Annotated in this window: 30 protein-coding genes and 2 tRNA genes; 22 read left to right on the top strand and 10 right to left on the bottom strand. The window is 66.4% G+C overall.

The features are described 5' to 3' along the window. Window positions 1-147 precede the first annotated feature (147 nt). Window positions 148-480, top strand: coding sequence for a hypothetical protein (locus R2707_16475; protein ID MEZ5246695.1), 333 nt, complete (start codon window positions 148-150; stop codon window positions 478-480). On the opposite strand, the gene R2707_16470 is transcribed toward R2707_16475, so the two are convergent. Beyond that, window positions 473-1,300: a hypothetical protein gene (locus tag R2707_16470; GenBank protein MEZ5246694.1), complete on the bottom strand. Its 828-nt coding sequence runs from the start codon at window positions 1,298-1,300 to the stop codon at window positions 473-475. The genes R2707_16475 and R2707_16470 overlap by 8 nt on opposite strands. 137 nt (window positions 1,301-1,437) lie before the next feature. Here R2707_16470 and R2707_16465 point away from each other — a divergent pair, with 137 nt between their 5' ends. The 11 genes from R2707_16465 to R2707_16415 all read left to right on the top strand — a co-directional run bounded on the left by R2707_16465 (window position 1,438) and on the right by R2707_16415 (window position 9,862). Beyond that, the gene (locus tag R2707_16465) at window positions 1,438-1,740 is read left to right on the top strand and encodes a hypothetical protein (GenBank protein MEZ5246693.1); all 303 of its coding nucleotides are present in this window, start codon (window positions 1,438-1,440) and stop codon (window positions 1,738-1,740) included. Further along, complete coding sequence (locus R2707_16460; GenBank protein ID MEZ5246692.1) at window positions 1,740-1,970, top strand: hypothetical protein; 231 nt, start codon at window positions 1,740-1,742, stop codon at window positions 1,968-1,970. Before R2707_16465 ends, R2707_16460 begins: the two co-directional genes overlap by 1 nt. Beyond that, the gene (locus R2707_16455) at window positions 1,967-2,248 is read left to right on the top strand and encodes a hypothetical protein (GenBank protein MEZ5246691.1); all 282 of its coding nucleotides are present in this window, start codon (window positions 1,967-1,969) and stop codon (window positions 2,246-2,248) included. The genes R2707_16460 and R2707_16455 overlap by 4 nt, the downstream gene beginning before the upstream one ends. Further along, window positions 2,238-2,423, top strand: a complete 186-nt coding sequence (locus R2707_16450) for a hypothetical protein (protein MEZ5246690.1) — start codon at window positions 2,238-2,240, stop codon at window positions 2,421-2,423. The genes R2707_16455 and R2707_16450 overlap by 11 nt, the downstream gene beginning before the upstream one ends. A 259-nt stretch (window positions 2,424-2,682) precedes the next feature. Continuing rightward, on the top strand, window positions 2,683-2,877 hold the full coding sequence (locus tag R2707_16445) for a hypothetical protein (GenBank protein MEZ5246689.1): 195 nt from the start codon (window positions 2,683-2,685) through the stop codon (window positions 2,875-2,877). Beyond that, window positions 2,874-5,132 (top strand): type IV secretion system DNA-binding domain-containing protein, encoded by a 2,259-nt coding sequence (locus R2707_16440; GenBank protein ID MEZ5246688.1) that lies wholly within the window; start codon window positions 2,874-2,876, stop codon window positions 5,130-5,132. Before R2707_16445 ends, R2707_16440 begins: the two co-directional genes overlap by 4 nt. Then, window positions 5,125-6,117, top strand: coding sequence for a replication-relaxation family protein (locus R2707_16435; GenBank protein MEZ5246687.1), 993 nt, complete (start codon window positions 5,125-5,127; stop codon window positions 6,115-6,117). The genes R2707_16440 and R2707_16435 overlap by 8 nt, the downstream gene beginning before the upstream one ends. Before the next feature lie 73 nt (window positions 6,118-6,190). Beyond that, window positions 6,191-6,586 carry a hypothetical protein gene (locus tag R2707_16430; protein ID MEZ5246686.1) on the top strand — a complete coding sequence of 132 codons (396 nt, stop codon included), beginning with the start codon at window positions 6,191-6,193 and terminating at the stop codon, window positions 6,584-6,586. A gap of 302 nt (window positions 6,587-6,888) precedes the next feature. Then, window positions 6,889-7,356: a helix-turn-helix transcriptional regulator gene (locus R2707_16425; protein MEZ5246685.1), complete on the top strand. Its 468-nt coding sequence runs from the start codon at window positions 6,889-6,891 to the stop codon at window positions 7,354-7,356. Window positions 7,357-7,427: 71 nt separating this feature from the next. Continuing rightward, window positions 7,428-8,078, top strand: a complete 651-nt coding sequence (locus R2707_16420) for an ImmA/IrrE family metallo-endopeptidase (protein MEZ5246684.1) — start codon at window positions 7,428-7,430, stop codon at window positions 8,076-8,078. Then, complete coding sequence (locus R2707_16415) at window positions 8,078-9,862, top strand: recombinase family protein (protein ID MEZ5246683.1); 1,785 nt, start codon at window positions 8,078-8,080, stop codon at window positions 9,860-9,862. Before R2707_16420 ends, R2707_16415 begins: the two co-directional genes overlap by 1 nt. Here R2707_16415 and R2707_16410 read toward each other — a convergent pair. The 3 genes from R2707_16410 to aat form a co-directional block, all read right to left on the bottom strand. Continuing rightward, window positions 9,825-9,912, bottom strand: a tRNA-Ser gene (locus R2707_16410). The genes R2707_16415 and R2707_16410 overlap by 38 nt on opposite strands. Window positions 9,913-9,958: 46 nt before the next feature. Next, window positions 9,959-10,774, bottom strand: coding sequence for a GGDEF domain-containing protein (locus tag R2707_16405; protein MEZ5246682.1), 816 nt, complete (start codon window positions 10,772-10,774; stop codon window positions 9,959-9,961). A 55-nt stretch (window positions 10,775-10,829) separates the two neighbouring features. After that, on the bottom strand, window positions 10,830-11,510 hold the full coding sequence (gene aat, locus R2707_16400; GenBank protein ID MEZ5246681.1) for a leucyl/phenylalanyl-tRNA--protein transferase: 681 nt from the start codon (window positions 11,508-11,510) through the stop codon (window positions 10,830-10,832). 43 nt (window positions 11,511-11,553) lie between these two features. Here aat and R2707_16395 point away from each other — a divergent pair, with 43 nt between their 5' ends. Continuing rightward, a complete protein-coding gene (locus R2707_16395) occupies window positions 11,554-12,186 on the top strand; it encodes a hypothetical protein (protein ID MEZ5246680.1) in 633 nt (210 codons plus the stop codon). Here the strand turns inward: R2707_16395 and R2707_16390 are convergent. Continuing rightward, a complete protein-coding gene (locus R2707_16390; protein ID MEZ5246679.1) occupies window positions 12,158-13,057 on the bottom strand; it encodes a peptidylprolyl isomerase in 900 nt (299 codons plus the stop codon). The two genes, R2707_16395 and R2707_16390, sit on opposite strands and share 29 nt — an antisense overlap. 43 nt (window positions 13,058-13,100) lie before the next feature. Continuing rightward, window positions 13,101-13,904 carry a hypothetical protein gene (locus R2707_16385; protein MEZ5246678.1) on the bottom strand — a complete coding sequence of 268 codons (804 nt, stop codon included), beginning with the start codon at window positions 13,902-13,904 and terminating at the stop codon, window positions 13,101-13,103. A gap of 49 nt (window positions 13,905-13,953) precedes the next feature. Here R2707_16385 and R2707_16380 point away from each other — a divergent pair, with 49 nt between their 5' ends. The 4 genes from R2707_16380 (at window position 13,954) to R2707_16365 (ending at window position 16,306) form a co-directional block, all read left to right on the top strand. After that, window positions 13,954-14,484 carry an RNA polymerase sigma factor gene (locus R2707_16380; GenBank protein MEZ5246677.1) on the top strand — a complete coding sequence of 177 codons (531 nt, stop codon included), beginning with the start codon at window positions 13,954-13,956 and terminating at the stop codon, window positions 14,482-14,484. Continuing rightward, window positions 14,484-14,849, top strand: a complete 366-nt coding sequence (locus R2707_16375) for a hypothetical protein (GenBank protein MEZ5246676.1) — start codon at window positions 14,484-14,486, stop codon at window positions 14,847-14,849. Before R2707_16380 ends, R2707_16375 begins: the two co-directional genes overlap by 1 nt. Further along, window positions 14,846-15,562 carry a hypothetical protein gene (locus R2707_16370; protein ID MEZ5246675.1) on the top strand — a complete coding sequence of 239 codons (717 nt, stop codon included), beginning with the start codon at window positions 14,846-14,848 and terminating at the stop codon, window positions 15,560-15,562. The genes R2707_16375 and R2707_16370 overlap by 4 nt, the downstream gene beginning before the upstream one ends. A 213-nt stretch (window positions 15,563-15,775) precedes the next feature. Continuing rightward, window positions 15,776-16,306, top strand: coding sequence for a hypothetical protein (locus tag R2707_16365; GenBank protein MEZ5246674.1), 531 nt, complete (start codon window positions 15,776-15,778; stop codon window positions 16,304-16,306). Window positions 16,307-16,316: 10 nt separating this feature from the next. Here R2707_16365 and R2707_16360 read toward each other — a convergent pair whose 3' ends face one another. Continuing rightward, window positions 16,317-17,108 carry a hypothetical protein gene (locus tag R2707_16360; GenBank protein MEZ5246673.1) on the bottom strand — a complete coding sequence of 264 codons (792 nt, stop codon included), beginning with the start codon at window positions 17,106-17,108 and terminating at the stop codon, window positions 16,317-16,319. 170 nt (window positions 17,109-17,278) lie between these two features. Here R2707_16360 and R2707_16355 point away from each other — a divergent pair, with 170 nt between their 5' ends. Next, window positions 17,279-17,752: a cyclic nucleotide-binding domain-containing protein gene (locus R2707_16355; protein ID MEZ5246672.1), complete on the top strand. Its 474-nt coding sequence runs from the start codon at window positions 17,279-17,281 to the stop codon at window positions 17,750-17,752. 73 nt (window positions 17,753-17,825) lie between these two features. After that, window positions 17,826-18,896, top strand: coding sequence for a magnesium transporter CorA family protein (locus R2707_16350; protein MEZ5246671.1), 1,071 nt, complete (start codon window positions 17,826-17,828; stop codon window positions 18,894-18,896). Between the two features lie 15 nt (window positions 18,897-18,911). Here R2707_16350 and R2707_16345 read toward each other — a convergent pair. The 3 genes from R2707_16345 to R2707_16335 form a co-directional block, all read right to left on the bottom strand. Continuing rightward, window positions 18,912-18,985, bottom strand: a tRNA-Lys gene (locus tag R2707_16345). 10 nt (window positions 18,986-18,995) lie between these two features. After that, window positions 18,996-19,913: a glycosyltransferase family 2 protein gene (locus R2707_16340; protein MEZ5246670.1), complete on the bottom strand. Its 918-nt coding sequence runs from the start codon at window positions 19,911-19,913 to the stop codon at window positions 18,996-18,998. Continuing rightward, entirely contained in the window at window positions 19,910-20,983 is a 1,074-nt protein-coding gene (locus R2707_16335) for a glycosyltransferase family 2 protein (GenBank protein MEZ5246669.1), read from the bottom strand. Before R2707_16335 ends, R2707_16340 begins: the two co-directional genes overlap by 4 nt. Before the next feature lie 225 nt (window positions 20,984-21,208). Here R2707_16335 and R2707_16330 point away from each other — a divergent pair, with 225 nt between their 5' ends. The 3 genes from R2707_16330 to R2707_16320 all read left to right on the top strand — a co-directional run bounded on the left by R2707_16330 (window position 21,209) and on the right by R2707_16320 (window position 24,975). Then, window positions 21,209-22,129: a glycosyltransferase gene (locus R2707_16330; protein ID MEZ5246668.1), complete on the top strand. Its 921-nt coding sequence runs from the start codon at window positions 21,209-21,211 to the stop codon at window positions 22,127-22,129. A gap of 69 nt (window positions 22,130-22,198) precedes the next feature. Continuing rightward, window positions 22,199-24,052, top strand: a complete 1,854-nt coding sequence (locus R2707_16325; protein ID MEZ5246667.1) for a sugar transferase — start codon at window positions 22,199-22,201, stop codon at window positions 24,050-24,052. A gap of 5 nt (window positions 24,053-24,057) precedes the next feature. Then, complete coding sequence (locus R2707_16320; protein MEZ5246666.1) at window positions 24,058-24,975, top strand: NAD-dependent epimerase/dehydratase family protein; 918 nt, start codon at window positions 24,058-24,060, stop codon at window positions 24,973-24,975. Window positions 24,976-24,984 lie beyond the last annotated feature (9 nt).

Raw genomic sequence — 24,984 nt, 5'->3', positions numbered from 1 at the left:
GCTCAGCTGTCGAGCCGACGAAGCGCCAAGCATAGGTGTTCGGAGGGCTAGCGTAAACCCGAGCCGAAGTGGTGGATACTCCAAAGAAAATCTCACCGCGCGATCGCGCGCTGGTCCTGGGATCCATGCCGGGGCAGAATATCAGCCTTGGGGCGCAACAAGAGGGCAATCCGATCTGACCACGACATTGCCTGGGATGCGCGCGTTCGCGCGAACTTCGCAGTTCGGTTGCGCGCTGCGCTCGACCAGCATCCTGAACTGGACTCCGTCCCTGCGCTCGCCGCCCGTGCAGACCTTCCAGAGTCAACCCTGTACGCCTACCTGCGTGATCCCTCCAACACCAGTTCGCGCGAACCCGGCCTCACCGTCCTCCTCCGGCTGGCGTCGGCGCTGGATCTGCAGTCGCTCGACCAGCTCGTCGGCCGAGTTGAAGACCCGGCGTATCTCCAACTCCGCCTGGACATCGACGCATCTACGTGATGGCGACCAGCCGCTCCAACCCTTCCACGGAGTACTCCGCCTCCCCATGCCGGATCAGGTCCTGCCCGTAGGTCTGTCGGTACTCCTGGATCAGTTCTCGGAGTGCGTCCAACTCCCTCACGGCTGCAACCCGGTGATCCTCTGCTTGGCTGGCGTAGCCAGCTGAGCGTTCAAATCGTCCTTGAGCGATCAGCTCCGCTCGCCACACGTAGACTCTCGCCCAGATCCGTGAAACCAGCTCCTCCTCGTGGGTGAGGTGGTGTTCGTAGAGCGATGGTGTGTCGCCAGTAGGTTCTTCGGCAGTCGCCGGCCGCTTCACTCGGCGCTTGTAGCGCAGCAAGTCGTCGTAGATGACGGTGGCCAGGTGCTCGATCAACTCCGGCAGGATTCGTTTGCGGAAGTGGTCGGGGTCGTAGCCCATGGCCTCGGCTGCTTTGGCGTAGCGATCAAGGAGCGTGCTTCCAGCCGTTCCTGTAGTCACGCAGAACATCACCCGCAGGGCTTCCCCTGCGGGTTCTTCATGTTCGATCAGGAACCGAACAAGCAGTGTGTTCAGTGAGCTGATCCTGCTCTGGTGGTCGTACGGGTGGATCGACCTGGCGATCACCGAGCGGAGGTGCGGCAGAATGTCACCGGCCCGGCCGCGGTTGAGTGGCAGGCCCTTCTTCATGATTCGGGTCAGTTCCGTCGCCAGGTCCTCGACCGAGACCGCAGGCCGGGGCTCGAGATGCTCCTCGGTCCACGGATCGAACGAAGCGTCGGCGCCGGCATCGATGCTCGGCAGCTTCGGCCTCTTCTGCTGCTGGGGAGCGTCGCTCATGATGCCCACTCTGTCACCTGGAAAATGCCCAGCTCGCTTCTTCAAGGTTTGGAGAACGCCCTCAACTTCCCGGGGGGTGTCGTAGCTGGTCGGCATCCGCTGAACCGCTTCGTACCAACCAGACCAGGAGAACCCAGATGAGCAATGAACTCGTCCCTAACCTCAACCAAGCCCTCCAGCCCCAGCCGCTCGGCGGGGGAGCGGTGGTCAGTCGGCGCACTCAGCGCCACCTGCGCCAGATCGGTGAGCGGGCGCTGACCCAAGCGGCCGACGTCCAGGCCACAGCCTTCGTCGCCGACACGGCCATGACCTACACGGCCATGACAACGCTGAGCGAGCTGCACTGGTCCAGGGAACTCCCGGACTACGCCTACCGCTTCCGTCGCATCGGCGACATCCAAGCGATGGCGGCGGCCCGTTCGGTTCAGGAGATGGGCTGATGGATGTCATCGGCATCCTCTGTCTCTTCTTCGCCGGCACTGGTCTCGGTGTCTACGGAGCCCTGGAGTGGTCCCGGCTGAACCGACCCGAGCGGGAGCAGGCCTTGAGCCAGCAGGTCCGGGCTCTGCAGACGGCGTTGGAGATTTCTCGTCAGGCCTGGACAGCTCGAGCTGCGATGCACGAAGAGGCGGACCGCATCCGCAGGGGCGAGCAAGGACGCATCCCGTGAGGTGCGTCCGTGAACGCCGGGAGAAGGTCATCAGCGACTGGACCTGGATGGTCTACGACGATCATGGTCCGTGGGACTCCAAGCTCGGTGACACGACACCGACTCACGGTTGGCGACGCATCGTTGAGCTCCAGCTCGGGCCGGTGGAGCTGGTCGTTACCGAGTGGCTGTTCGGTCGGATCCGTCCGGCGGAGATATCGGCCGGGGTCTGCCGGGAGGTCCACGCTGTGCGCATGCCCGGCGGGGCCGATGCGGATGATGGTCCCCGTGCGGCGTGATCCGATCGGTCCGGGCTTGCCGGAGCGGATCGTCAGCAGTTTGTTTGTACTGCTGGCGGTCCTGCTCGGGGTTCGGTTGTTGGCGGGTCTGCTCGATCCGCTGCTCATGCCGCTGTTCGGGGCAGCTGCGGCGAGTGCAATATTGTTGTGGTTTTGGCGACGGCTGTACTTCTAGGGCCCGATCCAATGCACAAATTGTGAAGACTTCAAGTCTTGTTTTGGCGAATCAACTCGTCGTATCATGTAGGGGTTTGTCGGGCATTGCAGTTTCTGACTATTAGCTGTGCATCTAATCGGCGAGTGAAGTCGTCAAGGCGACACTTGGTCGAAGGTAGCCAGTTCCCAGGCGACTGAGTGTCGGCCATAGAGGCATCATTCGGGGCCACAGCCAGGAGTCCAAGAACACTAAGAATCGAAAAGGAGGGTGGAGAAATATGACTAAAGAACGAGACATCCGCGTTGAACCAGTGCACCGTGAAGTGCTGGACTGGCAAAGCCTGGCCGTTGCCCTCCTGCAGTTGGTCGCTGATGAGTCCAAAGCCCATGAAGTCAGCTCTGCACCCTCTGCCGTTGATGGCCATAGTCATGATGACGATGACAGCGAGAGTGACGACAAGGAGGCTGCATGAGCAGGATCATCAGCTACCGCTTGAGCTTTCCGCGCTCCACCAAGCCCGAACAACTCACGGCTGTCTGGGCGGGAATCGCCAGCGCTTTGTCCACAACTCTGTGGATCGATCGGCCGTGGGTCATCGCCGAAGTAGTCGCCCATGAAGGCCGGCTGAACCACGTTCTGCATGTGCCGAGCGATGTGGCTCCGTCGGTCTCGCAACAGCTGAGCGCCCTGGCGCCCGCCGTCCGTTGGCAACCGATCGAGACTGAGCAGCTTCAGGTCGACCAGGCGATTGAACTGCGCCTCAGTGCGCTGGAACGACCCCTGCGCACTGACCGAGCTACCGCAGTCTCCTCCGCTGTGCTGATGGCCGTAGCTGCAGCCGACTCTACGGAGACGGTCATTCTGCAGTGGGTGCTGGCCGGAGCTCGTCCTCCCCGGGCGATTCACCACAGCAAGTCTCCACTGCTGGCCAGGGCAGACTTCGGTTCGGACGTGCGAGTCGAGACCGGTGATCCAGCCGTTGAATCTCGGGCCAAGCTCGACGAACCACTGCTACTGGGCATCTGCCGAGTAGGAGTTTCGGCCGAGCCTGGATCCAGACGTCGCCAGCTGTTGGCCGACGTGGTCGGTGCCATGCGTGGCTCCGACGCTCCCAGTGTCCGTACTGTTGTGCGCTGGTTTCCGAGCTGGCTAAGTCGCTCCCGTATGCAACGCAGGCTGGTGCCAATGCTGTGGCCGAATGCCTTCAACGCCGCCGAACTGGCGGGCCGGATCGGCTGGCCAATCGGCGGTGTGCAGGTACCAGGGCTCCGTCTGGTCAGCTCTCGACTGCTGGTGCCATCGACTGCTCTGAGCAGTGATGCATCAGAAGGTGTAGTGCTGGCCCGAACGACCTTCCCAGGCGTTGACCAACCTATTGTCCTGCGCGACTGCGACCGGCTGGAGCATCTCCACCTGATGGGCAGTACCGGCGTCGGCAAGACAACGGTTCTGGCCCGCATCGCTCTGCAAGACGCCGAGCATGGTCATACTTTAATCGTCATCGATCCGAAGGGCGACCTGGTCGAGGACATCCTGGCCCGTCTGCCCGAGAATCGCCTGAACGACGTCATCCTGCTCGACCCGGCAGACCATGCTCGTCCGGTCGGCTTCAATCCCTTGGCGGTTGGTGTCGGTGAGAGCGAACGAGATCTTGATCTGGTCGTCGACTCGATCGCCTCGGTCTTTCGTGGTCTGTTCTCCCAGCACTGGGGACCACGTACCGACGACATTCTGCGGGCTGGTCTACTGACGCTGGGGCAGGCTCCGGTCGACCCGGAGCTGGCCTACACCCTCTGTGAGTTGCCAGCCCTGCTGACCCACCAGGGGTTCCGTCGAACTCTGACCGCTCGCCTGGAAGACCCGATCGCCCTTGAACCGTTCTGGGCGGTTTACGAGTCGCTGCGGCCGAGTGACCGGGCCAACGTCATTGCTCCCCTGCAGAACAAACTGCGCGCCTTCCTACTGCGCAAGTCGCTACGGGCGATGATGGGACAGAGCCGGCCTGGTTGGTCGATCGAGCAGGTCATGGCTGAGCGCAAGATCCTGCTTGTGCCTCTGCGGGCTGGTCAGATCGGTGAAGAAGCCGCTCAGTTGTTCGGCAGTCTGGTCGTGGCCCGCATCTGGCAAGCCACCCTGGCGCGCTCACGCATTGCTCCAGCTGATCGTCACCCAGTGATGGTGCTGATCGATGAGTTCCACACCCTGATCAACGTGCCCACCAGCCTCGGTGACCTACTGGCGCAGGCTCGGGGCTTGGGCGTCAGCATGACGCTGGCCCATCAGCACCTCGGACAGCTGTCCCCTGAACTACGGCGGGACCTGGCCAACACCCGCTCGAGGGTGTTGTTCCAACTGGCCATGGAAGACGCCCGCTTCTTCGCCCGTGGACTCCCCGAACTGGAAGCCGAAGATCTCCAGGACCTACCGAGCCGTGAAGTAGTCATGTCGCTGGTCTCCAACGCTGAGGTTCAACCGGCCGTTACCGGCCGGACCCTCCCGCTGGAGAAGTCAGTGCGTGATCCGGCCGAGGTAGCCGAGCAGAGCCGGAGCCGGCACGGCGTACCCGCCGGCGAGGTCGAGGCCGCTCTGCGCTCCCGGCTTCCCAAACCCACCACGAGTAGCAGGAGCCGCACTCGCAAGCAGGCCAGAAAGGGTCAAGCCGCTTCTGAGCAACAGGGCGAGCTGGCGATCGGTGACCTGCCGAAGAAGGGAGCCAGCGATGAGTAACCCGAGCGATCCAACCCGGACTCCTGATCTGTCCAGCCGCTCGGCCAGTCGGGTCGAGCAGGCGTCAGACAAAGCGCCAGGTCAGGCGGTTTCCAGGGACGGTTCTGCCAGTGGAACAGTCGTCCATACGGATGGACGAAACTCTTCCGGTACTTCTTCGACATCTTCTTCCTCTTCCTCTTCGACTCCTGCTTCGTCTCGTCCTGGATCTACTCGGACCAACTGGACCAGGCGGCGACTGGACGAACTGGAGAGGAGCCTGAGTGAGCGGGATCTGGACATCCTGAACGACGTAGCCCGCTTCCGGCTGATCAGCGGGGCCCAGGTTCAAGCCTTGTGGTTCGGTGATGACCCAGCGGCCGGACGATCGGCTCGGCGGGCACTGCTTCGACTGACTCAGTCAGAGGTTCTGGCTCGCCTGGATCGACGTATCGGCGGAGTGCGGGCTGGCTCAGCTGGTCACGTCTACCGAGCGGGACCGGCCGGCAAGCGACTGCTCGGGATGCGTCGACGGGTCGATGACGAACCGGGACTGCATCACCTGCGCCACACCTTGGCCGTCGCTCAGCTCTACGTCGATCTGTCCGTTGGCTTCAGCAAGTCCGGACTGAAGTTGATCACCTTCGAGCCCGAACCAGACTGCTGGCGAGACTTCCTCGGGGGGCACGGTGAGTCGGTCACCCTCAAGCCCGATGGCTTCGCTTCACTCGAAGACGAGCACCGACGTCGACTGTGGTTCATCGAGGTCGATCTTGGAACTGTCTCCAGTACCTCGCTCAGAAACAAGCTGCGGGTCTACCGCAGTTACCTCTCCACCGGCACTGAGCAGGCCGAGCACGGGGTCTTCCCCAGGGTGGTCTGGGTCACGCCGACAGGTGAGCGTCGCCGGCACATCGCTGTGCTACTCCAGGCTGAGAACGAGAACGTCGGAGGAGAACTGCACCGGCTGATCGAGCGGGAGTGGCAGCCTCCGCCGAGAGCGTGAAGGCCAGTCGCACGACTGACCCCTTCCAACCGAACTAACCAACCAAGACACCCCTAGGGAGGAGGTGAACATCATGAACAACATCAAGACAACCGACACTATTGGGAACACCGACACCGTCGACCACCAGACGTTGGCGCCAGCGGAGCGCGAACCGTCGTTGCCGGCCGCTCCGCTCGATCTGACCATGGATCTCGGACGGGTCAGCCTGAGCCGCACGCTGGTGCTACTACACGACTACTTCCGCTTCGGCGCCTTCAGTGCGACCGCTGAACTGGAGGCTTATCTCTACGAGACCGGAGCCGCCGTGCACGCTGAGGATCTACTGGACCAACTGGAGTCCCTTACAGCTATGCGTCGCCGAGAGGATCAGGGAGGCACGGCTCCTGCTCCCAGCATCGACGTCGGCAAGCCAGCCGTTTCGGCTGGTGCGCCAGAACAACCGAACGAGCGGGGGACGAAACGATGACTCGGATTCCGGTCAAGACCGGTCACAACCGCTCAGACGATCTGCATCCGGCTGACCGTCAGGACCTGGTCGTCCTACTGCGCATCTTGGAGGGCTGGCTCTTGGTAGCCGAGCCTGAGACTGTCCGGGAGTTGGATCGGTACCTATTGAGCGAAGGAATTGAGAGTGTAACCAGTGACCTGCTCGGGGGGATGGAGCGAATATTGGCAGCACTCGAATAATGGGAAGAGCATCAACAGTTGATGCAACTGTTGTGAATTCTACTGCTTAACAAACTCGCCAGAAAGACTTACAATATGTCTATGAATACAAGACATGCCAACCGTGAGGAAGATAGAGAAGAAGGTGAACGAAGAGATCAATCACTTCCTGCGCTTCTGTTGAAGTTGCGCCGGAAACGCCAGCTGTCGGCGCGTGACCTCGCCGAAAAGGCTGATGTCCATCACAGCACCGTGACGATGATCGAACGAGGGCAGATAGCTCAACCCAGAGCGGACAAGCTGACTCGTCTGGCTCGTGCCCTTGGCACTGATCCATCAGACTTTCTGACGTTGGCTGGCTACAAACCAACCGAACAACTTCCGAGCTTCGGGGTCTACCTAAGAGCGACTACCGATCTGCCAGCCCATGCCGTGGAAGAACTCAAAGGACATTTTGACTACTTGGCTAGTCGGCACGGTGCGACCAGCACTGGACCTTTGGCCAATGAGGATGAGGTTGAGGATCTGACCAAAGGTGAAGACTCAACGCCAACCAAGAAAACAGCGTAGGTCACTCAAGGGTTTACATCGATCTATCTAGATTCGCACTACTACAAACAACGAAAGGAGGAGAAAAGGAAATGTCAATACTGCAACAACTGAGGGAACTCATTCCCCGCCGTCCCCTACATGATGATGAAGCCCGCTTTATCGTCGAACGACAAGCTGGTCTCCTGCGCCGACTCAGCGGACTGCCGGACGACCCACTACTGCCACGATCAGTGATCGAAGACCTGCCGAAGGTCAACGTCGTCGCTGATCCGCATCTACCGTCGTCCGGTGCCAGTCACTGGACTGGATCGCTCTGGCAGATCACCATCAACGCAGGTGAACCCTTCACTCGTCAGCGCTTCACGCTGGCCCATGAGTTCCAGCACATCATTTTGCATCCCTTCGTTGATGAGATGTTCGCCGGCTCCAGCCGAACAACGGCTGAGGCCCGGGCCGAACAGCTCTGCGACTACTTCGCCGCCTGCCTGCTGATGCCCAAGCTCTTGGTTCGTCAAGCCTGGGTCAGTGGAGGCGACAACCAGAACCCGGACATCTTGGCTCGGCTCTTCGGCGTCTCGACACCGGCCATGCAACTGCGTCTCCGTCAGCTCGGACTGCTGACCAGCGCTCAGCGCTGTCGCAGCCAACCCCGGAGCTACTACCGCCGAAGTGCACGACAATCGCTGGACGAGGACCGGAGAGCGACCACTATGGTCGCCGTAGGCCCAGGAGGAGACTGATGTCCATGCCCACACGGTCACTGCGAGCTGTCATTTACCTACGGGTCTCGACCGAACGGCAAGCCCGCAACGGCGGTGATGAGGGTTACTCGATCCCCGCTCAGCGGGAAGCCTGCCTCCGCAAGGCTGAAGCCCTTGGAGCTGACGTGGTCGACGAGTACGCCGACCGAGGCGAGTCCGCCCGTAGTGCCGATCGTGCCTCGCTTCAGGACATGCTGACCCGCATCGAGACCAAGGAAGATGTCCACTACGTCATCGTCCACAAGGTCGATCGTCTGGCTCGTAACCGTCGAGACGATGTCGAGATTGGCTTTCGTTTGCGCAACGCCGGAGCTCAACTGGTCTCCTGCGTCGAGAACATCGACGATACGCCGTCAGGTGCACTGCTGCATTCGATCATGTCCGGCATTGCTGAGTTCTACTCCCGCAACTTGGCGCACGAGGTCAAGAAAGGTCTGCACCAGAAGGCCAAGAGCGGGGGCACCCCGACCCAGGCACCGATCGGTTACCTGAACGCTCGGGCCAAGATCGACGGACGAGAGATAAAGACGGTTGATCTCGATGACGAGCGTTCACCACATATCCGCTGGGCGTTTGAAACGTTCGCTGGTGGTGACTGGTCGTTGTCCGAGATCGCCGAAGAACTGGAAGCTCGAGGCCTGCGTCGTCGACCAACCGTTCGCTACGCAGCGACTCCGCTGTCTCGTTCCCAAGTGCACCGCATGTTGCGCAATCCCTACTACGTCGGGATCGTGCGCTACGCCGGAGTGGACTACGTCGGTAAGCACGAGCCCTTGGTTGACCTGGCTACCTGGCAACAGACCCAGACCGTGATGGAAGCTCACCGAGTAGCCAGTGATCGCCCGTCGAAGCACAAGCACTACCTGATCGGCAGTTTGTACTGCGGGCACTGCGGTGGCCGGCTGGGACTGAGTGCTTCCCGTGGCCGTCATGGTGGGATCTACAAGTACTTCTTCTGCATTGCTGGCAACAAGAAGCGCACCGACTGTCCGCAGAGCTACATCCCGATCGAAACCATCGAAGAAGCAGTCGCCGGCTACTACCGGCATATTGAGATGAGCGAGAAGGATCTGGAGCAGATCGCCTCCCAGATGCGTTCACACGTCGCCGTCACTCGGAACTTGGCTGAGAAGGAAGTTGTGCGCCAGACCATCCGCATCGAACGACTCGATGCTGAACGTCGCAAGCTCCTGGCTGCGCACTACGCCGATGCTGTGCCGCTCGATCTTCTGCGGGAAGAACAGGACCGCATAGCTCGTGAGAGCCATCAGGCCGAACGAGTCCTGGAAGTCTGCGATGGACAGTTCAGACTGATCGAGGCCAACTTGGATAGGGCTCTGGCACTACTGGCCTCGTGTGCTGAGGTCTACCGACGCTCCGCTCCGGAAGGCCGGCGCAAGCTGAACCAGGCCCTCTTCGAGAAGATCTTTGTGGTTGATGACATGGTCAGCGCAGTTGATCTGGCGGCGCCGTTCCACGAGCTGACCGACAGTGACCTTGCGGGACGGATCAGCCGGGAGGAAGACCTCGACCTGGATGTCTTGCTGGCAGATGAGGCTGAGCCGACCGTGCGCTACGAGCGGCAGAAGGGATCTGTAGCAGCAGGAGACAGCGTTCTGGCGACGATCACCTGGCACCCCCGGGAACGACCGGATGGTGCACTGCCAGTGGACAGCAAAAACCCCGCCGCCTACTGCAGGCGCCGGGGTTCGAACAAGACACTTTTGGCGGAGGGAGGGGGATTCGAACCCCCGGGGCCGTGAAGCCCGCTGGTTTTCAAGACCAGTGCATTCGTCCGCTCTGCCATCCCTCCAGCGTCCCAGGCTATTGGACCGGCCGGGGAAGGACATGGCCGAGTGTTACTCGGCGGTCGCGACCTCGATGCGGTCCTGGTGCCATTCCTTGGCCGAGGTCAGTGCGGCGTCGGCGCGTTCGATGAGCGCACCGACATCGAACGCGTGGGCCGGGTAGCAGGCCACGCCGGCCCAGAGCGTCAGGTCGGGGTTGTCCTCGACGAGGCGCCGACGGAGCCGTTCCATGGTCCAGATCGCACCGTTCTCCGGGGTGTCCTCGAGAACCACGCCGAAGCGTCCGTCCTTGAGTCGGGTCGCGGTGTCGGACTCGCGCAGGGTCTCCCGCAGCGCATCGGCGACCATGCGGGCATCGGCCGGCGGACGTTCGTCACCCTCGCGACCCTCGACGATCTCGAGCAGCGCGATGGCGACGGGACGAAGGTGACGCCGAGCGGCCGCGATGCGACTGTCGAGAGCGACGAGGAAGTACTCGTGGTTGAAGAGGCCGGTGTCGGGATCGGTGAGCCCCTCGCCACCGTCGGCGGCGAACACGAGCGGCACCCGGGAGGTGTCGCCGGCGCGGCGTTCGGCCTCGGACAGCTGGCCGCTGAGGCTCTTGACGGCCTCTTCTGCGGCCATGCGGCTCTGGACCTGGGCGGCGACGGCGTTCTCGAGTTGGCGGATCTGCTCGTTCATCGACGAGACACGTCGTTCCAGATCGGCGGCCTCGTCGGCGTTGCGGCGAGCCAGCAGTGCCGCCGCGACGACCGCACCGGCGCTCGCCAACGCGAAGTTCCTCCGACCGGTCATGGCCGCGAGAAGGCCGGCACCAAGCCCGATGATTCCCACGCCTGTGGCGATGTCGACTCGCTGCTCATTCATCCGGACTCCATCGGTCGCTCGACCCCTCGAATCAAGCCTCTGGGATCGTACGTGTTCACGGTGAGAACACGGGGGAAGGGGGCGCGGCCAACAGCCGCGGCAACATCTCGAGGTACTCGCGCCGGGCCCGTTCCTGCACCCCGAGCGAGGCCAGGTGCCCGGTTCGCCACTGAACGTCGATCAGGCGTTCGGTGCCGTCGCGAAGGGTTTCGACCAGGGCGACGAGGGCGACCTTCGACGCATCGGTGACCCGATGGAACATCGATTCGCCGGCGAAGAGCCCACCGATCGCCACCCCGTAGAGCCCCCCGACCAGGGCGCCGTCCTGCCACGTCTCCACGCTGTGCACCCACCCGAGCTCGTGGAGTCGGAGATACGCGGCCCGGATCCGTGGATCGATCCAGCCGTTGGGGCGCGACGGGTCGGCGCACGCGTCGATCACCTCGGCGAACGCGGTGTCGATCCGGATCTCGAAGTCGCGGCACGATCGCCGCAGCGACCGGCTCACCCGCAGGGCGTCGAGGGGCAGCACGCCGCGGGGGTCGGGCGACCACCAGCCCATCGGGCCACCGGCTTCGACCGGCATGGGGAACAGCCCGTGACGGTAGGCGGAGAGGATCGTGCCCGGTTCGTTGTCGGCGCCGACACCGACCAGGCCCAGCTCGTCGTGGGGCAGGGCGTCGAGCTCAGCGGCCGACGGGAACTGCCACGGGGACGCGGGTGGTTCGACCGGCACCGTCGCAGCGTAGGTCGGCGACCGGGGCCGGTAGGTTGCGGGCATGGCGACCCCGCCCCTCGTGGCCTGGATGAACCCGCTCCCGATCGAGCTCGCACCGGCGCTGGCCGAGCGCCGCCGGTCCATCGCGGCACGCGCCACGGGCCGGGTGCTCGACCTCGGCGGCTGGGCCGACCACCTCGGCGCCTACCGGCTCGGCGGCGGCGTGGATTCGGTGACGATGCTCGACCGGGTCGGCGACGTCCGGGCCGGGACGGGGCGGGCCGACCCGGAGGGCGTCACGCGCCTCGACGTCGGGTTCGACGCGTTGGCGGCCTCGGGATCGGGCCCGTTCGACTCGATCGTGTCGCTCATCCGGCTGCCGCTGGTCGAGAACCTCGACCGGTTCTTCGACACCGCCTTCGGTCTGCTCGCCGACGGCGGCTGCCTCTATTTCGTCGAACCGGTGCGTCGGTCCGGTCGGGTCGGACGGTTGCTGGCCGTCGGCGGCGCCGTCGGTCGTGCCGCCGGAGGTCTCCACCTCGACCGTGACCTGCCGGCCGAGATACGCCGCCGCGGCATGGTGGTCACCGATCTGACCCGCTTCGAGGTGCCGACACTGAGTGCACCGTTTCGGCCCTTCGTGGAGGCGGTGGCCCGTCGGCCGGCTACGCCTCCTGAATCGTCACCGAGTTGATCGTGACCTCACGAGAGGGTGCGCCGCCGAGCCCGCTCGACGGGTCGTCCTCGTGGAGGCCGATGATCGTCTGCAACACCTCGATCCCGGCATCGTCGGTGGTGCCGAAGACGAGATAGGTGCCTGTACCGTCGAGGGCCGACGCGTTCTCGCCGGTCACGAAGAAGAACTGGGCGCTCGAACTGTCGGGACCTGCCGAGCGGGCCATGACGAGCTGGCCGGCCTCGTAGGTGTAGGGCCCGCGCAGGGCGCCGGTGCTGATGTCGAGGGTCGGCTCGTCGGGGATCGTGTAGCCCGGACCGGGATCCGTGGCCGACTCGGTGTGGGGGGAACCACCCTGGATGATGTCGATCGACGGGTCGGTGCGGAAGACCGTCGTGCCGTCGTAGTAGCCGTAGCGGGCCAGGTAGACGAAGTTGTTGACCGTGCTCGGGGTCGTCGCCACATCGAGGGCGACGGTGATCTCGCCCTCGCTCGTGTCGAACACCGCGGTGTAGGTCTTGGTCACGTCGATGCAGGTCGGGGGCAGCGCGTCGAAGTCGATGGTGCGCTCGGCGCTGCCGTCGGCCGGCGGGCAGTCGGCGCTGATCTCGGTGTCGAACTCCGGATACACCCAGTCGACCGTGGCCGGGTCGAACGGCGCCGCTGTCGGCGTCGTCTCGGGAAGCGTGGTCGAGGTGTCGGTTGCGGTGTCGCCGTCGTCGTCGGAGGTGAGGATCGCGATGCCGACGACGGCCAGGACGACGAGAGCGACGATGGTGCCGTAGGTCATGATCCGGCTGCGGGTGCGAGCCCTGGCCGCGGCGGCCTCGGCCGCGGCGACCCGGCTTGCCCGGTTGGCCTTCTGACGTGCGCGTTTGTCGGTGGTCACGGCGACCGACGTTAGCCAATCGGTTCCGGTTGGGGGAGCCGGGTCAGCCCACCTTTTCGACCCGGACCGAATCGACCACCAGGGTGGTGTCGGACTCGGTGGTGTCGTAGACGGCCTGGTGGGCGGTGAGGTCGTCGATCATGCCGACGGGCACGTAGCGGGGGTCGGCCTGCAGCAGGAGGCTGCCGGTTTCGTCGAGGACCACGATCAGCGCACCGTTCACGCCGGTGGTGGTGGAGGGAATGGCGGCGACGGTGCCCGCCGGATAGCGCTCGGCGACGGGAGTCGCGGACGGAGGCGGGTCGATCGTGAAGCCGGCGTTGCCCGGGCTGCCGATCCACAGGAGCCCACCCGCCAGCGAGATGACCGGGGACTGCTCATACGTGCGGTACCACCCGAGCACGGCGGCGAGGTTGGCGACCTCCTCGCTGACCGTGCTGTCGAGCGGCAGGGTGAACGAGCCGACCTCGGTGTCGACCGTCAGGTCGTAGACGGCGCCCGGCTCGATGCACAGCGGCGGCGCTTCGGCGAACTCGGTCGTGCGGATCTCGCTGCCGTCGATGGCGGGGCACGGTGTCGGCCCGGTGAGGGTCGCTCCGGCCTGGTCGCCGGCAGCCCACGGGAGCTCGATCGGTGCGGTCGAGGTGGTGACCGGCGCCGGCTCCGGATCGTTGTTGGCCAGCAGGCCCGCCGTCAGTGGAGCGATCAGGGCGAGCGCGAGGAAGCCGACGACACCGCCGACGATCAGGCGTTTGCGACGCTCCGCCTTCGCCGCGGCGCGCTGTTGTCGTTCCATCTGGTGGGCCGCGGCGACCCGGCGCTTCTTCGTTTGCTGCTTCTTCGCCACCCCGGGAAGCTAACCCGGTTTCCCCGCGTGCCGATGGGCAGGGGAGCGCATGACTCTCCCATCCGACACCGAGGGTCACGAGGCCCCCAACCCCGACGACCTGCGTGCCGTCGTCGATCGGCACGCAGCCGCCGTGTATCGCGTCGCGCGCTCGATCGTCCACGACGCGGCCCTCGCCGATGATGTGGTGCAGGAAACGATGCTCAAGGCCTGGCGCAACTCGCCGGTCGGGCCAGGGGAGGAGATCCCCCGCAACTGGCTCCTCAAGGTGGCGCGCAACACGGCGATCTCGCTGTTGCGGACCCGCCGTGAGGACCTGCATGGGCCCGACACCCTGCCCGAGGGGCCCAGCGGCGTGTCGACCACGCGCACGGTCGAGGGGCGAGCCCAGCTCGACGAGCTGCTCGAGATCCTGCAGCACCTGGATCAGGACGCCCGCGCGTTGATCGTGTTGAAAGAGGTCGACGGGCTCTCCTACGAGGAGATCGCGGCGACCCTCGACCTTCCCCTTCCCACCGTGAAGACCCGACTGTTTCGCGCCCGCAAGGCGCTGAAAGACGAGATGAAGGAGTGGCAATGATGGCCCGCCATCCGAAACGCCGGCGGCTGCAGCGCTGGCTCGACACGGGCGAACCCCGCCGTGTGTCGCATCACATCGAGCGATGCCTGGAGTGCCAGGAACTGCTCGAGGAACTCTCCGCGCTCGACGAGGAACTGGTGGCCGATCTGCAGGCGGCAACCAGCCCTCCCGACGACCTGCGGGAACGGACCCATGGCGGTGTCGATGTGCGCTTGCACGAAGAGGCCGTGTTCGGTGCGTTCATCGACCTCTTCACGATCGGGTGGGACTTCACCCGCACCGTGCTCGACCCCGAGTTCACCGAACGTGACGAAGCTCATCCTGGCCGGAACCCGGCCGACGAGACCGATGGAGGAGCAGCATGATCGATCCCTGGATTTACGCCGCCGGTGCGGTCATCGTCGGACTGTTGTCCGGCGTGGTCGGCGCCGCGCTCGTGCGGGTCATCATCTTGAAGGGGCGCGAGGACCGCGCCGAGATGCACGACGCGGCCCGGGCGACGTCGACCTTCCTGTTCCTGTTCTTCACGGCGCTCGGGGCGATCGTCGCGATCGGGTTCGTCAACCCGGAGACGCTCGAGCCGATTCCGGCCGAGATCCTGCGCAAGTCGCCCCGGATCCTCGCGGCCGGACTGATCCTCATCGCCGGCCGAGCGATCGCCTATGCCCTGGGGGGCGCGGTCAACACCGCGTTCGCCGGATCGACCACGCGGGTCCGTGCCCAGATCGCGGTGGCCGGGCGGTTCCTCGTCTATGCGGTGGCGGCCGTGCTGGCGTTGAGCCAGCTCGGTGTCGACACCACGATCCTCAGCATCCTGGCCGGTGCCGTCACCTTCGGCCTCGCCGGCGCCTTCGCCCTGCTCGTCGGCCTCGGCGGCCGGGAGATGGGTGGCGAACTCGCCGCCGGTCGCCACCTGTCGCGGCTGGTACGGGTGGGCGACGACATCGAGATCGACGGGATCGTGGGGCGTATCGTCGCGTTGCACCCCGCGTCGGTCGAGATCGAACTCGAGGGTGCGTCGCTGCACGTCGCCAACACGCGTCTGACCCGCGGCGACCTCAGGGTGCGCCACGCCTGAGCTCCGCAAACGGCACGGACCGAGTGGGCCGAGCGACCCATTCGCGGAGAAATCCGGGAAATCGCGCGACTCGGACCCTTCCGGTGCGTTGTACCGATGACGCCGCTCAGCGGCCGCAGATCACCTGTCGGACTGGACTCCCGATTGTGACTCTGGGAGATGGACCGCCTCGGCGGTCCATCTCTCGTTTTGGGCCGTGGTTACCCTGTGAGGATGCCTTGTCGTCGCGCCGCCCTCTTCGCGATGGGGCTGTTCGTTCTCGGCGCCTGTTCGGTGCAGGACGGGCCGATCGGCCAGCGTGCTCCCACGACGACCCGGGCGACGACCACCACCGACGCGACGACCACGACGACGGTCCCCGTGTCGTCGGCGATCATCGAGATCGGGCCGGCCCGCTACGACCTCGACGCCGTGTGTGCCGCGGGCGGGGCTGGTGAGGTCGAGGTGGCCGTCAAGGGTCTCGATGTGAACGGTCTCCGGGTGGTGGGACTGATCCGGGCGTTTCTCGGCGAGCCCTACATCGGCCTCCAGATCGGTGAGGGCGACGACGCCGTGCTGTTCGAACCTCGCCTCGAGGGCGTGCTGCCGTTCGAACTCGTCGACGACGTCCTCGAGTTTCCCGAGGTCGACTTCGTCACCGACCTCGACCTCGCCACCGGCGAGTTCGTGCCGGCCGGCATCGGCTCGGTGACCGTCGAGTGTCTCGGCTTCGTGCGGGAGCTGCCGGCGGTGCCGTTCAGCTAGCTGGTGTGGATCACAGCGAGCAGGCGTCGGTCTCGAGCACGAGAGGGACTCGGCCCGATCGCAACGATTCGACCTCGCCGTCGAGGGTGGTGAACACGACCCGGAAGTCCTGGTCGTTGTCGTCGGACGGCACGAACACGACGTCGGTGCGTCCGCCGCCGAGGTCGACGCGTTCGAGTCGGTCGCCGAAGAGCTCGTCGAGCTCGTCGTCGGTGCTGCCGATACCGGCCCCCGACAGCGTGGTGATCGGGCTGTCGCCGACGATGTCGACCCGCTCGATGGTGCCGTCGTCGACCACGAAGCTGATGCCGGTCGGCGCGCCATCGGGGGTGACGCGGTAGCAGTCGGTCACGGCGCCGCAGGCGATCAGATCGTGGCCCGAGGCCCGCTCGGCCTGGTTGACCGTGAGCCCGAAGGTGACCGTGTCGAGCCCGACAGTGCTGAGCGACGAGTTGCGCCCGAGGGTCGGTCCGGTGGCCGCGTCGGGTTCGGGTGCGGCGTCTCCGTCGACGGTCGTGGTCGTGTCGACAGTGGTGGTCGTCGCTTCGTCGACGGTGGTGGTCGTCGACTCGCCGGTGGCGGGGTCGGTGCCGCAGTCGACGGGGATCGAGGTGGTGACCGGCACGATGGTGGTCGTCGACGGTGCCGCGGTCGTGGTGGCGTCGTCCGGCCGGCCGGTGGTCGTGCCGGGCTCGCCCGCGTCACCGTCGCCGTCGCCCCCGTCCCAGCTGAGGACGAGCAGCGCGGCCAGCACGATGGCGATCAGTGCGAGCAGGACGGTGAAGATCTGGCGGAACGGCACGGCTTCGATGGTAGAGGGCCGGGTGGCTCCCGTGGACGCGCGGGTGTGACGGATGCCACGCCGGCTCTGGAACCGGCGTCACAGTTGCGGCGTCGCGGTTCCGGTTGTGTGTGACGTGTGTCCGACATGGGCACGCCGGAAGGACCGGCAAGCACCGAGGGGGAACCACGATGACCAACGCAACCACCGTCAGCATCACGGAAGCCAGTGCCGCGGCGACCACCGACCACTGGTGGGAAGCCGTGTGCGGACCACTCCCGCGTCGGGTCGGACGCCGGTTGTCGCACGTCGGTACGGATTTCGTCTACGTCCCCGGCGCCGTGATCGTGGCCGAGGGCAGCCGTGCCGAACGCTTCTCGGTGATCCTTCACGGTGAGGTCGAGGTGGTCGTCGATGGAGCGGTCGTTGCGACGCTCGGCCCCGGCGAGTTCTTCGGCGAGGTCGCCCTGCTGTACTCGCGCCCAGCAGCTCCCGCCGCCGCCCCCGACGCGTTGCCCCGCACCGCGACCGTGCGGACCACGATGGCCACCCGGGTCCGAGAGCTCGATCGGGCCGAGTTGATGACGCTGATGGACGCCGCCCCGGCCGCCGCCAGCCGCATCAGCCGCCGGGCGATCGGCCGCCTCGCCGTCATGAAGGCCTGACGATCCGGCGCTGGAGCGCCCCACCCGCAGGGGCATCGTCCGCTCCGGGCGTCACACCCGACACACTTGGACGGTGACCTCCCGCGTGCTTGTCCGGACAAGCGAGGACGACGCCCTCAGACGACTCGGCGACGACGAGGAGTTGCCGCCGGCCGAGGCCGGTCGACTCGTCTGGGTCGACCTGGTCAGTGAGGACGCGGGCGAGATCGGGGCGTTGGGCGAACAGTTCTCGTTCGATCCGGCTGCCGTCGAGGACATCCTCGACATCGAGCACCTGCCGAAGTTCGACGACTTCGACGATCACCTCTTCATCGTGCTCCACGCCCTCACGACCGACGGTGACCGCCTCGACACGATCGAGGTCGACTGTTTCGTCCGCTCGGATCTGTTGGTCACGGTGCGACGCGGCGCGGTGCCCAGCGTCGACTGGTTGTGGAACGTGGGGCAACGCCATTCCCACCTCAGCGAGGGCGGCGGCGACGAACTGTTCACCCAGCTCGCAGAGGTGATCGGGCGGCGCTACCTCGAGGTCATCGACGAGTTCGAACGACGCATCGACGACCTCGCCGACCGGGCCCTCGAGGCCGATCCCGGGGTTCTCGCCGAGATCCAGCTCCTGCGCCGGGAAGAGGCGACGGTGCGCAAGATCCTGCGTCCGCAGCGCCTCGTGTTGACCAACCTGCGGCGCTCGACCGTGCCCGTGATGTCGGAGTCGGCCCGCCGGCAGCTGACCGATGCCTACGACGTGCACAACCAGGTCGTCGAGTCGCTGGCCGGAGCCCGGGGGTTGTTGAACGACGCGCTCGACTCCTACCGGGGAGCGTCGGCCGAGCGCCAGTCACGCGCCACCACGCTGCTCGCGGTCTACTCGGCGATCCTGCTGCCGCTGACGGTCATCACCGGGTGGTACGGCATGAACGTCACCACACTGCCGGGCGCCACCGGTGGCTGGGCCTGGGAGATCATCGCCGGCGCGATGGTCCTGTTCGGCATCCTCAGCTTCGCCGTGTTCGTTCGCCTCGGGTTCGTCCGAGCGCCGCGTCTCGGTCGCCGCCGTGTCGTGCGGGGCCTCGCCGACGCCGCCCGCGCGCCGATCGCCCCGCTCGCCATGCTGTGGCGCCCCCGCCGCGCCGGCGATTCGTGAACGAAGTGAACGTCGTGGGCCGCCCGGGACTCGAACCCGGCACCTTGGGATTAAAAGTCCCCTGCTCTAACCCGATGAGCTAGCGGCCCGCGAGGCAGGTTATCGACCGGGCCGCCGGGGCGAGCCGAGTATCGCCCGCTTTCGACGGTCGGCGCCGAGGTGGGCGAGCACCCGTCGCCAGGCCTGCGCGACGTCACGCGCTGCGGCCCGGTCGCCCTTCGCGGTCTGGATGACCACGAAGCCGAGGTCCTGGGCCAGGGCGTAGGCGCTGCGCAGCCACCACGCCCCGGGGGCGTGGCGGATGATGTTGCGGTGGCGGTTCGTCAGCGTCGACACGCGGAACCGGCCGCGTCGATCGGCCACCTTCGGGGCGGTGCCGTAGGACCGCACGTGCTGTGCGACGGCGGTCGGTTCGTAGTGGAAACGCCAGCCCATCCGGCCGAGGGTGAGGGCGAGGTCGATGTCCTCGCCGTACATGTCGTAGGTGGGGTCGTAGGGGCCGCCGAACATCTCGATCACCTGATCGAGAGCGTCTCGTCGGAACAGCGGCGTCGCCCCGTTGAGCTTGTCGCAGATCATCGCCCGATCGGTTGGGAGCGAACGGGTGCGCATCGTCGCGGTGATCTCGATCGGGCCCGACTCGCCGGCCCGGGTCGATTCGACGCGACCGCCGGCGGCGGCGGCCCGAGGTTCGCGCTCCATCACGCCGAGCAGGGTTTCGACATAGTCGGGGTCGAGGGTCGCGTCACAGTTGAGGGGGAGGACGAACCGTCCGTTGGCGACGGCGATACCGGAGTTCATCCCCTGGGCGAAGGCCAGGTTGGTGTCGTTGCGGACGATCGTGAGGTCGTCGTGGCGCTCGACGATGCGATCGAGGGAGTCGTCGGTGCTGGCGTTGTCGACCACGATGATCTCGACGGCGGGCCACGTCTGGGCTGCGACCGACGAGACGGCGTCGGCGCCGAGGTCGCCGCTGTTCCAGTTCAGGACCACCACGCTCACGAGAGGTGTGTTCATGCGTCGAGGATCGCACGCATGAGCTGTACGAGCTCGCCGGCGACCTGTCGCCGCTGGGCTTCGGTGGTCCGCCTGCTGCCGAGCACCCAGGCGGTGTGGCGGATCAGGGCGTCGTAGCCGGGGAGGTCACCGCCCGATGTCGGCCGCCACCGCGTGCGCATGAGGTGGTTCCAGCGGATCGCGTCGAGTCGTCGCGGCGCGGCGACGAGCGACGCGAGTGCTGCGGCCGGGGCCGAACCGAACACCTCGGCCGCCGGCGCGTCGACAGGTGTGTCGGGTCGGGCTTCGAGGGGCCCGACCGGCACATCGGCGCGATGGCGGACGACGAAGGGCCCCTCGGGGTCGCCGGCGAACTCGGGTGCGAACGGCGAGTCGGGCAGGTCGAGCGTGTCGGTGAACGCGGCGTCGATGCCGCTGTCGAGCCTGCCGTAGTGGGCGCGTTGCCACTCGCTCTCGGCCCGACCCCGGGCCCGGTCGAGGAGTTGGGCGGGGTCGCGTTCGTTGTACTGGGTGATCACGTAGCCGTCGACGAGCGGCCCGTTGCGAAACGACGTGGGGATGACCTTGCCATGGTGCATCGGCTCGTAGTCGCGGTCGCCGGCATCGAAGAAGAAGCGGGCTTCGGGAACGCCGGGCCACATCAGGTGGCCGACGCGCTCGCGCACCGGTCGATCGGCCGTCTCCTCCCAGCCGGGGCGGTCGGAGGTGTGCAGGAACGTGTGGACGAGCCGCACCCGGATCGACGCGTCGCGGGCCGGGTTGCGGGCAGCGAGCATCGGGCGGGGGTCCTGGTCGAGGAACTCGTCGGCATGGAGGACACCGATCCAGTGACCGACCCCGAATCGGCGTCGGGCCTCGGCGAGGAGGTACTGGCGGGCGCCGTCGCGCGCCGGATGATCGAGGTCCTCGTCGCGGAGATGGACGACGATCTCGGGGAACCGGGCGAGGATCTCGTCGGTCCGGGTGCGGGCCGGTCCGTTGCCGGTGCCGTCGAGCACCAGGATCCGGTCGAACCAGCGCGTCGCGCAGGTGAGCATGTCGTCGAGGATGTCGTCCTCATCGCGGATCATCAGGAGGCCGATGAGCCGTTCGCCGTCGTGCGGCCCGCCACGGGCACGACGCGATCGCCGGGCCGCGATCGCCCGCCGCGGATCGTTCGCGATCTCGCGCAGACGGCGCGGCCCGGGAAGTCGGGTGCGCCGGCGGGGCCACCGGAACCGGTCCAGGAGGTCGTGGAGCAGCGGCAGGACAGGTATCTCACGTGAGAGCGGACGAGAAGCGCCAGACTGACGGCCATGGCCGACCCGGGTCGCGCAGCGCTCACCATACTCCTCTCCACTTTCGACGGTGAACGCCACCTCGACGAGTTGCTGCGTTCGGTGCGGGCCCAGTCGTTCGACGACTGGACCATGGTGTGCCGCGACGACGGGTCGAGCGATGGCACGCGGGCGGTCCTCCAACGTCATGCGGCCGCCGACGCTCGGATCCACATCATCGACGACGACCGTGGTCGACTCGGACCGGCGGCGTCGTTCTTCGCGCTGCTCGCCGCGGTCGACACCGAGATGTTCGCGTTCTGCGACCAGGACGACGTGTGGGAACGCCACAAGCTCGCCTGGTCGGTCGATGAGCTGCGACGGGCGACCGCGCCGATCGCGGCGGTCTACACCGACGCCTGGATCGCCGACGACAACGCCAGGGTGGTGCGGGCGTCGGCGCTGGCCGATCGGGGTGTGCGTCGGCCGCCCGAGTTCGGCGAGCTGCTGCTCGTCAACGCGGCGATCGGCGCGACCATGATCGGGACTCGGGCATTGGCCGAGGCGGTCACCGCATTCGACCACGAGCCCACGATGCACGACTGGTGGACCGCGCTCGTCGCGGCCTACGCCGGCGAGCTCCGCCTGCTCGCGGTGCCGACCCTTCGCTGGCGTCGGCACGCAGACACCGCCACGGGGGGTGCGGGCGGCACCGGATCCATCGGTCGGGCCCGCCGCAACGACTACCTGGCGTGGTCGGTCGCGGCGGCGCGCCGGCTCACTGACAGTCCTCTGACGCCCACCGATCGACGGATCTCACGGGCGGTGGTGGCGATGGCGGCGATGGACGAGTCGGGCATCAGCCTGCGCGGTTCGCTGCGAGCCGACCGAGCCGGCGCCCGGGCCTGGCCGTTGCGGCGTCGTCTTGCGGTTCACGCCGGTTCACTCCACGTGACATGAGTCTTTCGGCCAGTTCTCGGCCAAGCTCTTGCGTTGGCCACGAGGAGTGGCCCACACTTCGTGTGAATTATGACACCTCTCCACCCCGTCGATGTCGACGAGACGAGCGAGTCTCGGTCGCTGCAGATCGATGCTTCGGCGCGCCGGCGCAGCGCCTACGAACGCTTCCTCAAGCGGCCCATCGATCTCGTCGCCGGGGTCGTGCTGCTGATCCTCTTCACTCCTCTGATGCTGATCGTGGGGATCGGTGTGGCCATCACCATGGGACGGCCCGTGATCTTCCGCCAACGACGGCTGACGGTCGGCGGTGAGCCCTTCACCATGCTCAAGTTCAGGTCGATGAAGCCCGAGGAGCCGTGGGACGAATCGGTGCTCGGTCCTCGTCCGTATCACGCCCCCGAAGACGACCCCCGCCACACCCCGTTCGGGCGTCTGATCCGGCGTCTGTCGCTCGACGAGCTTCCCCAGCTCGTCAACGTGGTGCGCGGCGAGATGAGCCTCATCGGCCCACGACCGGAGCTACCGGCGGTCGCCGAGAAGTTCGACCTGGTCGACCATCCGCGGCATCTCGTCCGGCCGGGTATGACCGGCGAGTGGCAGGTGTCGGAGCTGCGGGCCGGCTTCGTGCACATGAGCGTGCATCTCGACGCGCTCTATGTCGGTGACCTGACCTTCCGCCGCGACCTCGGTATCGCGCTCCGCACCGTCGGCCTGTTCCTCGGCGTCGGGCCCCGGTCGGCGCCGGCCGCCCCGGCCCCCGCCCCGGCCGCCGGCGTCGGCGTCGAGTCGCGACCGTTGCGCGTGTTGCACGTGTTGGAGCCGGGGATCTCCGGCGTTCCCGCCTATGTGCATCAGCTCGGCCAGGAGCTCGCGGCACGAGGGGTGGAATCGGTGGTGCTCACGAGCGACCGGCAGACCTGGGACTTCTCACCGTGGGCCGACAAGGTGATCACCGTGCCGTGGCGCCGTCGTCCGCAGGACGTGCTGTCGGTGGGCCGCAAGATCCGTTCCACCGTGGCCGACGAGCGGATCGATGTCGTGCATGCGCACGCGACGTTCGCAGGCTTCGCCTCCCGGGCCATCTCCCTCGACGTCCCGGTGCTCTATCAGCCCCACGGTTGGGGCCACCTCTCGACGAAGCATCGCGCCGCGGGCTCCGTCGCCCGATCCGTCGAACGGCTGCTCGATTCCCGCGCCGACATGTTGATGGTCCTGAGCGATCAGGAGGCCGCCGACGCGCCTCGTGGCCGGGCAACAGAACGCGTGCGTCCCCTCGTCGACCTGACCGACTTCGTGCCACTGTCGCCGGCAGAGCGCAACCGGGCCCGACTCGAGGCCGGGTGGCCTGGCAGTGAACGGGTGCTGCTGTGCGTCGGTGAGTTCAGCCATCGCAAGAACCAGACCGCACTCCTGCGGGCCTGGCGCCACCTCGACGTCGCCGGCCACCGACTCGCGCTCATCGGTGACGGTGCCCTGCGCCAAGAGATCGAAGAGCTCGCCACCGACGGTGTCGAGATCCTGGGCTGGCGCGACGACGTCCACCGGCTCATGGGCGCCGCCGACGCGCTCGTGGTCCCCTCGCTGGGTGAGGGTTTCAGCCTCGTCATTCTCGAAGCCTTGGCGTGCGGTCTCCCGGTCTTCACCACCCCCGTGGGCGGATCCGAGATCGTCGTCGGCGACGACGGCGCAGTGCGCGCCGATGCCGAAGGCGTTCTGCGGTCGGCGCTGGGCGCCCCGCAACTCGATCAGCCCCCGGCGATGCGTGCCGACCGCGCCGAGCGCCATCGCCGGGCAGCGTCGGTGGAAACCGTGGCCGAGACCTTCATCGAGTTGTACATGGCGTCCGCCGGTCGTCCCGGGATCATCGAGTCCACCCAGACAGGCGACGCGGACGACGCGGGCGACCTGATCCAGCTTCCGTAGCGACGATGCACGTACTCGTCACCGGAGGGCTGGGCTACATCGGCGGTGAGGCCGTTCGGCGGTTCCTCCAACGCGGAGATCGGGTGAGCGTCGTGGATCTCCCGCGGATCGGCGCCGTGGCGCCGACTCCGCACGAGAACCTCGCCGTGCATTTCGCCGACATCACGAACCCCACGCTCATCGGGCCGCTCCTGCGCGGTGTCGATGTGGTGGTCCACGGGGCCGGTATCCACCAGGCCGACGAGGTGGTGCGGCATCCGAATCGTCACGTCGAGGTCAACGTCAACGGGACCTACAACATGCTCGAAGCCGCGGTCGGTGCCGGCGTCTCGAGGTTCGTCCACCTGTCGAGCGCGAAGATCTACGGTCCGGTCGACGTCGACGGGGCGTCGAACGAGTCCGATCTCGTCCGGCCCGCCGACGAGTACTCACTCGGCAAGTACGCGGCGGAGAGCTTCTGCAACCATTTCGCGGAGCACACGCCGCTCGAGGTGTGCGCGCTGCGACCCTTCTCGGTGTACGGACCCGCCATGGACCTGCGCACGGGGTACTGCGGCGCGCTCCTCGATGCCCTGCTGAGCGGCACCGCGGCAGTCCTCTCGGGTCGGCCCGACTACTCCCGTGACTTCGTGCATCTCGACACCGTGGCCGATGTCGTCGTCGCCGCCGCGACGTCCTCGACTGCGCCGCCGCCCCGTCTCAACGTCGGAAGCGGGACCTCCACCACACTCGCCGAATTGGTCGCGGTCTTCGATGCCCATGTCTGCCGCGATCTCGAGGTCACCTATTCCGAACCCCGGCCGGGTACCTTGGATCGGACTCTTGCCGACATCTCTTTGATGAGCGAATTCGCATGTCCCGACATTCCAGACCTTCGGACGGGGATCAGCGAGATGATCGCGCGGCACCGGACGCGGCAGTAGACCCCCATA

The sequence above is a fragment of the Acidimicrobiales bacterium genome, assembly GCA_041394245.1.
Taxonomy (GTDB): domain Bacteria; phylum Actinomycetota; class Acidimicrobiia; order Acidimicrobiales; family Aldehydirespiratoraceae; genus JAJRXC01.
Note: the sequence above shows the minus strand (reverse complement) of the source record. Positions and strands in the feature narration are given on the sequence as shown.

Excerpts from the sequence above, each read along its gene's own strand:
- R2707_16365 (MEZ5246674.1), top strand. The coding sequence starts at position 15,776 with ATGCCTTGTCGTCGCGCCGCCCTCTTCGCGATGGGGCTGTTCGTTCTC.
- R2707_16405 (MEZ5246682.1), bottom strand. The coding sequence starts at position 10,774 with ATGAATGAGCAGCGAGTCGACATCGCCACAGGCGTGGGAATCATCGGG.
- R2707_16320 (MEZ5246666.1), top strand. The coding sequence starts at position 24,058 with ATGCACGTACTCGTCACCGGAGGGCTGGGCTACATCGGCGGTGAGGCC.
- R2707_16435 (MEZ5246687.1), top strand. The coding sequence starts at position 5,125 with ATGAGTAACCCGAGCGATCCAACCCGGACTCCTGATCTGTCCAGCCGC.
- R2707_16335 (MEZ5246669.1), bottom strand. The coding sequence starts at position 20,983 with ATGATCCGCGATGAGGACGACATCCTCGACGACATGCTCACCTGCGCG.
- R2707_16470 (MEZ5246694.1), bottom strand. The coding sequence starts at position 1,300 with ATGAGCGACGCTCCCCAGCAGCAGAAGAGGCCGAAGCTGCCGAGCATC.
- R2707_16445 (MEZ5246689.1), top strand. The coding sequence starts at position 2,683 with ATGACTAAAGAACGAGACATCCGCGTTGAACCAGTGCACCGTGAAGTG.
- R2707_16395 (MEZ5246680.1), top strand. The coding sequence starts at position 11,554 with ATGGCGACCCCGCCCCTCGTGGCCTGGATGAACCCGCTCCCGATCGAG.
- R2707_16440 (MEZ5246688.1), top strand. The coding sequence starts at position 2,874 with ATGAGCAGGATCATCAGCTACCGCTTGAGCTTTCCGCGCTCCACCAAG.
- R2707_16380 (MEZ5246677.1), top strand. The coding sequence starts at position 13,954 with ATGACTCTCCCATCCGACACCGAGGGTCACGAGGCCCCCAACCCCGAC.
- R2707_16370 (MEZ5246675.1), top strand. The coding sequence starts at position 14,846 with ATGATCGATCCCTGGATTTACGCCGCCGGTGCGGTCATCGTCGGACTG.
- R2707_16325 (MEZ5246667.1), top strand. The coding sequence starts at position 22,199 with ATGACACCTCTCCACCCCGTCGATGTCGACGAGACGAGCGAGTCTCGG.
- R2707_16355 (MEZ5246672.1), top strand. The coding sequence starts at position 17,279 with ATGACCAACGCAACCACCGTCAGCATCACGGAAGCCAGTGCCGCGGCG.
- R2707_16330 (MEZ5246668.1), top strand. The coding sequence starts at position 21,209 with ATGGCCGACCCGGGTCGCGCAGCGCTCACCATACTCCTCTCCACTTTC.
- R2707_16430 (MEZ5246686.1), top strand. The coding sequence starts at position 6,191 with ATGAACAACATCAAGACAACCGACACTATTGGGAACACCGACACCGTC.
- R2707_16415 (MEZ5246683.1), top strand. The coding sequence starts at position 8,078 with ATGTCCATGCCCACACGGTCACTGCGAGCTGTCATTTACCTACGGGTC.
- R2707_16340 (MEZ5246670.1), bottom strand. The coding sequence starts at position 19,913 with ATGAACACACCTCTCGTGAGCGTGGTGGTCCTGAACTGGAACAGCGGC.
- R2707_16420 (MEZ5246684.1), top strand. The coding sequence starts at position 7,428 with ATGTCAATACTGCAACAACTGAGGGAACTCATTCCCCGCCGTCCCCTA.
- R2707_16465 (MEZ5246693.1), top strand. The coding sequence starts at position 1,438 with ATGAGCAATGAACTCGTCCCTAACCTCAACCAAGCCCTCCAGCCCCAG.
- R2707_16460 (MEZ5246692.1), top strand. The coding sequence starts at position 1,740 with ATGGATGTCATCGGCATCCTCTGTCTCTTCTTCGCCGGCACTGGTCTC.
- R2707_16425 (MEZ5246685.1), top strand. The coding sequence starts at position 6,889 with ATGAATACAAGACATGCCAACCGTGAGGAAGATAGAGAAGAAGGTGAA.
- R2707_16375 (MEZ5246676.1), top strand. The coding sequence starts at position 14,484 with ATGGCCCGCCATCCGAAACGCCGGCGGCTGCAGCGCTGGCTCGACACG.